Raw genomic sequence first — 8,689 nt, forward strand, 5'->3', positions numbered from 1 at the left:
CCAGGGGCGCGGGGAACGGCGCGACAAGCCAGGACCTCAGCCGCATCCCAAGCCGCACACGACAGCGCACCGGCACCCCGAGCCAGCGCCATCAGCCCCTCGAGATCGCACCCGGCGCGTACCTGCTCCGCCATCGCCGCGACGGAGTCGACCGCATCCGCCTGCCGCTCGGCCACCGGCACCAACCCCAGGTGCCGGGACGGCGTGTCCACCTGTTCCACCCGGCGCAGCACCCCGAACACCGGCACCCCGGAGGACTCCAACGCCTCCCGCAGCAACGCCTCGTGCCGGTCGGACGCGACCTTGTTGAGGATCACGCCCCCGACCCGCACCTCCGGATCCCACGAAGCGAACCCGTGCACCAGCGCGGCCACGGACCGGGACTGCGACGAGGCGTCGACGACCAGCACCACGGGAGCCCGCAGCAGCTTGGCGACATGGGCGGTGGACGCCAGTTCACCCTCACCCGCGGCTCCGTCGAACATCCCCATCACCCCCTCGACGACGGCGATGTCGGCCCCCCGCGCCCCGTGCAGGAACAGCGGAGCCACCAGCTCAGGACCGCACAGGTACGCGTCGAGATTCCGCCCCACCCGCCCGCTTGCGAGCGCGTGGTACCCGGGGTCGATGTAGTCCGGCCCGACCTTGTGCGGGGACACGGCGAGCCCCCGCGCGGCGAACGCGGCCATCAGCCCCGTGGCGACGGTGGTCTTGCCGCTGCCCGAGGAGGGCGCGGCGATGACCAGCCGGGGGACGGAGGACGGGGAACTCACGACGACATCACCACTCGATGCCCCTCTGGCCCTTCTGCCCCGCGTCCATCGGGTGCTTGACCTTGGACATGTCGGTGACGAGGTCGGCGAACCCGACGAGCTTCTCGGGTGCGTTCCGCCCGGTGATCACGACATGCTGCGTACCCGGCCGGCTCCGCAGCACCTCCACGACCTCGTCCGTGTCCACCCACCCCCAGTGCATCGGGTAGGCGAACTCGTCGAGCACGTACAGCTTGTACGTCTCGGCGGCGAGGTCCCGCTTGACCTGCTCCCAGCCCTCCCGGGCCTTCTCCTCGTTGTCCATCTGGGCATCACGCTGCACCCAGGACCAGCCCTCGCCCATCTTGTGCCAGTCGACGGACCCGCCCTCGCCGGACGCCCCGAGCACCCGCAGCGCGTTCTCCTCGCCGACCTTCCACTTCGCCGACTTGACGAACTGGAACACCCCGATGGGCCACCCCTGGTTCCAGGCCCGCAGCGCGAGCCCGAAGGCGGCGGTGGACTTGCCCTTGCCGATCCCGGTGTGCACGACGACCAGCGGCCGGTTCCGGCGCTGCCGGGTCGTCAGTCCGTCGTCCGGCACCACACTCGGCTGTCCCTGCGGCATTACGCGGCCCTCCTCTGTACGTCCTTCACCAGTCCGGCGATCGAGTCGGCCCGCAACTCGTCCAGCGTCACCGCGGTCCCGCCCAGTTCACCGGCGAGCTGCCCGGCGAGCCCCAGCCGTACCGGCCCGGACTCGCAGTCCACGACCACCGAGGCGACGCCCTCCGCGGCGAACAGCCGGGCCGCCCGCCCCGCGAGCGCGACCGGCTCGGGTCCCCCGGTGGCCCTGCCGTCCGTCACCAGCACGACCAGCGCCCGCCGCGCCGGATCCCGCAGCCGCTCCACCCGCAGCACCTCGTGGGCCCGCAGCAGCCCGGCCGCGAGCGGGGTACGGCCACCCGTCGGCAGGGTCTCCAGCCGGGCCGCCGCCGCATCCACCGACGACGTCGGCGGCAACGCGACCTCCGCCGCCGACCCCCGGAACGTCACGAGACCCACCTTGTCCCGGCGCTGGTACGCGTCGAGGAGCAGGGACAGCACGGCCCCCTTGACCGCGCTCATCCGCTGCCGCGCCGCCATCGACCCCGAGGCGTCGACGACGAACAGCACGAGGTTGCCCTCGCGCCCCTCACGCGTGGCCTGCCGCAGATCGTCACGCCGGACGACGAGACCGCGCCCCGAGCGCCCACGGGCCCGCTGGTGCGGGGCGGCCGCCTGCACGGTGGCCGCCAGGTGCAGCTTGGTGAGCGCCCCGCGGGGCCGCCGCGCCCCGGTCGTCCGCCCGTGCTCGGTCCGTGCCCGCGACCGCCGTCCGGCGACGCCGTCCCCGAGCCCGGGAACGCTCAGCACCTTCGTGCGGAAGGGCTCGGAGGCCCGTGCGGCGGCCTGCTCGCCGGCACCGGCCCCGGACGCCTGCGGCTCGCCGTCCTCACCGGCCTCCGGCTGAGCGCCGGACCCACCGCCGTCGGACCGCGGCCCGTCCGACGACGGCGGCTGCCCGCCACCCCCGCCGGGTCCGTCCGGATCAGGCTGGTCATCGTCGTCGGAGCCGCTGAACTCCTCCAGGGTCTCGTCGAGCTTGTCCTCGTCGAGCCCCGGTGCGTCGAAGGGGTTGCGGCGCCTGCGGTGCGGCAGCGCGAGCAGCGCGGCCTGCCGCACGTCCTCCGCGAGCACGTCGGTCCGCCCGGCCCACGCGGCCAGCGCGGTCGCCGTACGCGCCATCACGATGTCGGCCCGCATGCCGTCCACCTCGAACGCGGCACAGGTCGCCGCGATCTGCCGCAGCGCCCCGTCGCCCAGCCGCACCGACGGCAGCAACTCGCGTGCGGCGACGATCCGTTGCCGTACGGCGGCCTCCTCGTGCGCCCAGCGCGCCGCGAAACCGGCCGGGTCGTCGTCGTAGGCGAGCCTGCGCCGCACGACCTCCACCCGCTGGTCCGGCTCCCGCGAGGCCGTGACCTCGACGGTCAGCCCGAACCGGTCGAGCAACTGCGGCCGCAGCTCGCCCTCTTCGGGGTTCATGGTGCCGACCAGCAGGAACTTCGAGGCGTGCCGCACGGAGACGCCCTCGCGCTCGACGTACGACGCCCCCATCGCGGCCGCGTCGAGGAGCAGGTCGACGAGGTGGTCGTGGAGGAGGTTGACCTCGTCGACGTAGAGGATCCCGCGGTGCGCGTCGGCGAGGAGTCCCGGCTCGAAGGCCTTCACGCCCTCCGCGAGCGCCCGCTCGATGTCGAGGGCGCCGACGAGCCGGTCCTCGGAGGCGCCGACGGGGAGTTCGACCATGCGGGACGCCCGCGAGGTGCCCGGCCCCGGCTCGTGGGGGCCGTCCGGGCACGAGGGGTCGGGAGCCGACGGGTCGCAGGAGAACCGGCAGCCGGGGACGACGGCGACCTCGGGCAGCAGCGCCGACAGGGCACGGACCGCCGTCGACTTGGCGGTGCCCTTCTCACCGCGCACCAGCACTCCGCCGACCGCCGGCGAGACGGCGTTCAGCAGCAGCGCGAGCCGCAGGTCGTCCTGGCCGACGACGGCCGTGAACGGAAACGGGGTACTCACTTCTCGTCACCCTCCAAGTCGCCCTCGAGCTCCAGGTACGTGGCCCGCAGCCGCTCCAGCGTCTCCGCGTCCGGCTCGGCCCACAGTCCGCGGTCGGCGGCCTCCAGGAGCCGTTCCGTGATGCCCCGCAGCGCCCAGGGGTTGGACTTCTTCATGAAGTCCCGGTTCTCCGCGTCGAAGACGTACTCCGCGCTGAGCTTCTCGTACATCCAGTCGTCGACCACGCCGGCCGTGGCGTCGTAGCCGAAGAGGTAGTCGACGGTCGCCGCCATCTCGAAGGCGCCCTTGTAGCCGTGCCGGCGCATGGCCGCCATCCAGCGCGGGTTGACCACCCGGGCCCGGAACACCCGGTGGGTCTCCTCACCGAGCGTCCGCGTCTTCACCTGGTCCGGCGTGGCCGAATCACCCACGTACGCCTCGGGGTTGGCGCCCGTCAGGTGCCGCACCATGGCGACCATGCCGCCGTGGTACTGGAAGTAGTCGTCGGCGTCGACCAGGTCGTGCTCGCGGGTGTCGACGTTCTTCGCGGCGACGTTGATCCGCCTGAACGCGGTCTCCATGTCCCCGCGCGCCGCCCGCCCGTCGAGGCCGCGCCCGTAGGCGTAGCCGCCCCACACCGCGTACACCTCGGCGAGGTCGGCGTCCGAGCGCCAGTTGCGGGCGTCGATCAGGGGCAGCAGCCCGGCACCGTAGGCCCCCGGCTTGGACCCGAAGATCCGGGCCGTCGCGCGCCGCCGGTCACCGTGCTCGACGGTGTCCTCGTCGGCGTGCGCCTTCACGAAGTTGCGGTCGGCCGGCTCGTCCAGCTCCGCCACCGTGCGGACGGCGTCGTCGATCAGCCCGACGACGTGCGGGAACGCGTCCCGGAAGAACCCGGAGATCCGGACGGTGACGTCGATGCGCGGCCGCCCGAGCTCCTCCAGGCCGATCACCTCGAAGCCGGTGACCCGCCGCGAGGCCTCGTCCCACACCGGACGGCAGCCGAGCAGCGCCAGGATCTCGGCGATGTCGTCGCCCTGCGTGCGCATCGCGGACGTGCCCCACACCGTCAGGCCCACGGACTTCGGGTACTCACCGGTGTCGGCCAGGTAGCGCTGCACCAGCGAGTCGGCGAGCGACTGCCCGACCTCCCAACTCAGCCTGGACGGAATGGCCTTGGGGTCGACGGAGTAGAAGTTCCGGCCGGTCGGCAGGACGTTGACCAGACCGCGGGTCGGGGACCCCGAGGGGCCCGCCGGGACGTAACCGCCGTCCAGGGCCTTGAGGATGTGACCGATCTCGTCGGTGGTACGGGCCAGACGCGGGACGACCTCCTCACAGGCGAACCGCAACACGGCGACGCCGTCGGGAAGTTCGACGCCGAGCACCCCCCGCAGGACGGCCGGGACGAGGGAGGCGTCCCAGTCCCGCGCCTCCATCCCCTCCGCGACCCGCCGGCACAGCTGCTCCAGCAGGTCGATCGCGTCGGCGGCGGTACGGGAAGGACCCTCGACGAGGTCCGACAGCTCGACCGGCACCTTCACCGGGGCGCCCGGCTCGGCGAGCAACTCCTTCTCACTGAGCCCGAAGTGGGCCGCGAACGAGGCCCTCAACCCCGGCAGCGCGTTCGCCTGCCCGCCCCACACCTGCGAGGCGCGCAGCACGGCCAGCACCAGGTTGACCCGGGCCTCGTCGACCGGCCCGCCACCGAGGACGTGCAGCCCGTCCCGGATCTGCACGTCCTTGATCTCGCACAGATAGCCGTCGATGTGCATGACGAACTCGTCGAACGCCTCGTCGTCCGGCTGCTCGTCGACATGCAGGTCGTGGTGGAGCTCGGCGGCCTTGACCAGCGTCCAGATCTGGGCGCGCACCGCCGGGGCCTTGGTCGGGTCGAGGTCGGAGACGAGCGCGTACTCGTCGAGCAGCTGCTCCAGCTTGGCGAGGTCGCCGTAGGTGTCGGCCCGGGCCATCGGCGGCACCAGGTGGTCGACGACGGTGGCGTGTCCGCGTCGCTTGGCCTGGGTGCCCTCGCCGGGGTCGTTGACGATGAACGGGTAGATGAGCGGCAGCTCACCGAGCACCGCGTCCGGGGCACAACTCCCGCTGAGTCCCAGCCCCTTGCCGGGCAGCCACTCCATCGTGCCGTGCTTGCCCATGTGGACGACCGCGTCGGCGCCGAACGAGTGGTCCAGCCACCGGTAGGCGGCCATGTAGTGGTGCGACGGCGGCATGTCCGGGTCGTGGTAGATCGCGATCGGGTTCTCCCCGAAGCCGCGCGGCGGCTGGATCATCACGACGACGTTCCCGAACCGGAGGGAGGCCAGCACGATGTCGTCCCCGTCGACGTACAGCGAGCCGGGCGGCTCGCCCCACGCCTCCAGCATCGCCTCCCGCAACGACGGGTCCAGCCGGTCGAACCATGCCCGGTAGTCGGCGAGCGGCACCCGCGCGGGAGCGGCGGCCAACTGGTCCTCGGTGAGCCACTCGACGTCGTGACCGCCGGCCTCGATGAGCCGGTGGATGAGCTCGTCCCCGTTGTCGGGGTACCCCTCGACGACGTACCCGGCGTCCCGGAGCGCGTCCAGTACCCGTACCGCCGAGGCGGGCGTGTCGAGTCCGACCGCGTTGCCCACCCGGGAGTGCTTGGTCGGATAGGCGGTGAAGACCAGCGCGAGCTTCTTCTCCGCGTTCGGCTTGTGCCGCAGCTTCGCGTGCCGCACGGCGATCCCGGCGACCCGCGCGGCGCGCTCCGGGTCGGCCACGTACACCGGGACGTCGTCGGGGCCCTGCTCCTTGAAGGAGAACGGCACGGTGATCAAACGCCCGTCGAACTCCGGGATCGCGACCTGCATGGCCGCGTCCATGGGGGACAGGGCCGCGTCGGACTCGTCCCAGGCCGCCCTGGACGTCGTCAGGCAGAGCCCTTGCAGCACCGGCACGTCGAGGTCGGCCAGCGCCCCGATGTCCCAGGCCTCCTCGTCGCCGCCGGCCGAGGCCTGCGAGGCGTGGGTGCCGCCGGCGGCGAGGACGGTGGCGACGAGGGTGTCGGCCCCGGCGAGGATCTCGTAGAGCCCGGGGTCGGCCCCGCGCAGTGAACCGCAGTACACGGGAAGGGCGTTGGCGCCCTTCGCCTCGATCGCCTCGCACAGGGTGTCCACGAAGGCGGTGTTGCCGCTCAGTTCGTGGGCCCGGTAGAAGAGCACACCGACGGTGGGACGGCCTGCCACCACAGCACGGTCGCCGTGGACGCCGTACTCCGGCATCTTGCGTGGCTCGACGAACCCCTCACCGGTCAGCAGCACGGTGTCGGACAGGAACCGGGCGAGTTCGGCCAGGTTCGCGGGGCCGCCCTCGACGAGGTACTTGAGCGCCTCGGCCACGACACCGGCCGGTACGGACGACTCGGCCATCAACTCGGCGTCGGGCACGCTCTCGCCGCCCAGCAGCACGGTCGGGACGCCCGAGGCCTTCAGAACGGCGAGCCCGTCCTCCCAGGCCCGCTTGCCACCGAGCAGCCGTACGACGGCGATGTCCGCGCCGTCGAGGAGCGCGGGCAGCTCGCCCTCGACATCCACGCGGGTCGGGTTCCCGATCCGGTACGAGGCACCGGAAGCGGCCCGGGCCGCCAACAGGTCCGTGTCGGCGGTCGACAACAACAACACTGTGCTCATGCGGGCGCTCCCGGTGGAATGAAAGGCAGTCCTTGTGGCGCGCCGGACTCGATGAGCCGCCACAGCGCGTCCGTGTCCGCGTGCTGTTCGATCAGGTCGCCGAGCCGGTCGAGCTGCTCCTCGCGCAGCCCGGCGAACGAGGTGTCGGGGGCCGGTACGAACCGGCGGCCCGCGGCGGCCGCCACCTCCCGCAGGAAGGCCCGCCGGAAGCCGTCCGACTCCAGCGAGCCGTGCCAGTGCGTGCCCCAGGTCTGGCCGACGCGGCAGCCGTCCAGGAAGGGGACACCTCCGGTGACCTCGGCGACCCCGTGATGGATCTCGTATCCCTCGACCCGCTCGCCGAGGGCTTCCCCCTCCGGCCGGGTGAGGGTCTTCTCCCGCGCGAACCGCACCCGCACGGGCAGCGCGCCGAGGCCGTCGACCGCGCCGAGGCGCGACTCGACCTCGTCCTCGATGTGCTCGCCGAGGATCTGGAAGCCACCGCAGATCCCGAGGACGGGCCGCTGTTCGGCGACCCGGCGCCGCAGCGCGTCGGCGAGCCCCCGCTTGTGCAGCCATTCCAGCGCGCGGACGGTCCCTCGGGTCCCCGGGATCACGACGAGGTCGGCGTCGGCGAGTTCCTCGGGCCGGTCGACGAACCGCACCACGACACCCGGTTCGGCGGCCAGGGCGTCGACGTCGGTGAAGTTGGACATGAGCGGGATCGCGCAGACGGCGACCCGCAGCACGTCCTCGCCCACGGGAGGGCTCACCGCGGACTCCCGGACCGTCCCGCGCAGCGAGACGCGCAGTCCGTCCTCCTCGTCGATGCCGAGGCCGTGCCGGAAGGGCAGTACGCCGTAGGTGTGCCGCCCGGTCAGCGCGTGGAGCATGTCCAGTCCCGGCTCCAGCAGCGAGACGTCACCCCGGAACTTGTTCACGAGGAACCCGGCGACGAGTGCCTGATCCTCGGGGCTGAGCAGCGCGACGGTCCCGAAGAACGAGGCGAAGACCCCACCGCGGTCGATGTCGCCGACGACAAGCACCGGAATGCGGGCATTGCGGGCGATCCCCATGTTGACGATGTCGGTCCGCCGCAGGTTGATCTCGGCCGGGCTCCCGGCCCCCTCACAGATCACCGCGTCATACGTGCCCCGCAGCTCGGCGAGACAGTCGAGCACGGTCCCCAGGAGCTTCTGCTGCCGCCCCCCGTGGTACCCGCGGGCGCTCAGCTCGCCGACCGGCCTCCCGAGCAGCACGACCTGACTGCTCTGTTCGCCACCGGGCTTGAGCAGCACGGGGTTCATCAGCGCGGTCGGCTCGATCCGGCAGGCCTGCGCCTGCATGGCCTGGGCCCGCCCGATCTCGGCGCCCTCCCGCGTCACGAACGAGTTGAGGGACATGTTCTGCGCCTTGAACGGCGCGACCTTCACCCCCTGCCGCACCAGCCACCGGCAGATCCCGGCCGTGACGACACTCTTGCCGGCGTCGGAGGTGGTACCGGCGACGAGAAGTCCTCCGCCCGTCATGCGCTGCGCCCCTTCACGAAGGCCCGCGCGGCGACACCGACGCCGAGTGCGAGCAGCCCGACGCGCCGCGACAGCCGCGCCGCGCGCTCGATGTCGTACGGGGCGACGGCCCGCCCCTCCCCGTGCAGCACCGGCCGGTGCTGCACGGCGA

5 protein-coding genes and 1 pseudogene are annotated in these 8,689 nt (G+C 72.7%); all 6 read right to left on the reverse strand.

What is annotated here, in order from left to right:
- Window positions 1–773 (reverse strand): cobyrinate a,c-diamide synthase (locus AOJ26_RS32735; protein WP_107092861.1); only part of this gene is annotated, 773 nt, incomplete at its 3' end.
- Between the two features lie 7 nt (window positions 774–780).
- A complete protein-coding gene (cobO, locus tag AOJ26_RS32740) occupies window positions 781–1,380 on the reverse strand; it encodes a cob(I)yrinic acid a,c-diamide adenosyltransferase (protein ID WP_053851996.1) in 600 nt (199 codons plus the stop codon).
- Window positions 1,380–3,377: a putative cobaltochelatase gene (locus AOJ26_RS32745; RefSeq protein WP_053851997.1), complete on the reverse strand. Its 1,998-nt coding sequence runs from the start codon at window positions 3,375–3,377 to the stop codon at window positions 1,380–1,382. The genes cobO and AOJ26_RS32745 overlap by 1 nt, the downstream gene beginning before the upstream one ends.
- Complete coding sequence (cobN, locus tag AOJ26_RS32750) at window positions 3,374–7,030, reverse strand: cobaltochelatase subunit CobN (protein WP_053851998.1); 3,657 nt, start codon at window positions 7,028–7,030, stop codon at window positions 3,374–3,376. Before cobN ends, AOJ26_RS32745 begins: the two co-directional genes overlap by 4 nt.
- Complete coding sequence (locus AOJ26_RS32755) at window positions 7,027–8,538, reverse strand: cobyric acid synthase (protein WP_053851999.1); 1,512 nt, start codon at window positions 8,536–8,538, stop codon at window positions 7,027–7,029. The genes cobN and AOJ26_RS32755 overlap by 4 nt, the downstream gene beginning before the upstream one ends.
- Window positions 8,535–8,689 (reverse strand): annotated as a pseudogene (locus tag AOJ26_RS43110) (cobalamin biosynthesis protein); the annotation flags it as partial. The pseudogene AOJ26_RS43110 and the gene AOJ26_RS32755, both read right to left, overlap by 4 nt.

The sequence above is a fragment of the Streptomyces sp. NRRL B-24085 genome, assembly GCF_001282115.1.
Classification (GTDB): Bacteria; Actinomycetota; Actinomycetes; order Streptomycetales; family Streptomycetaceae; genus Streptomyces.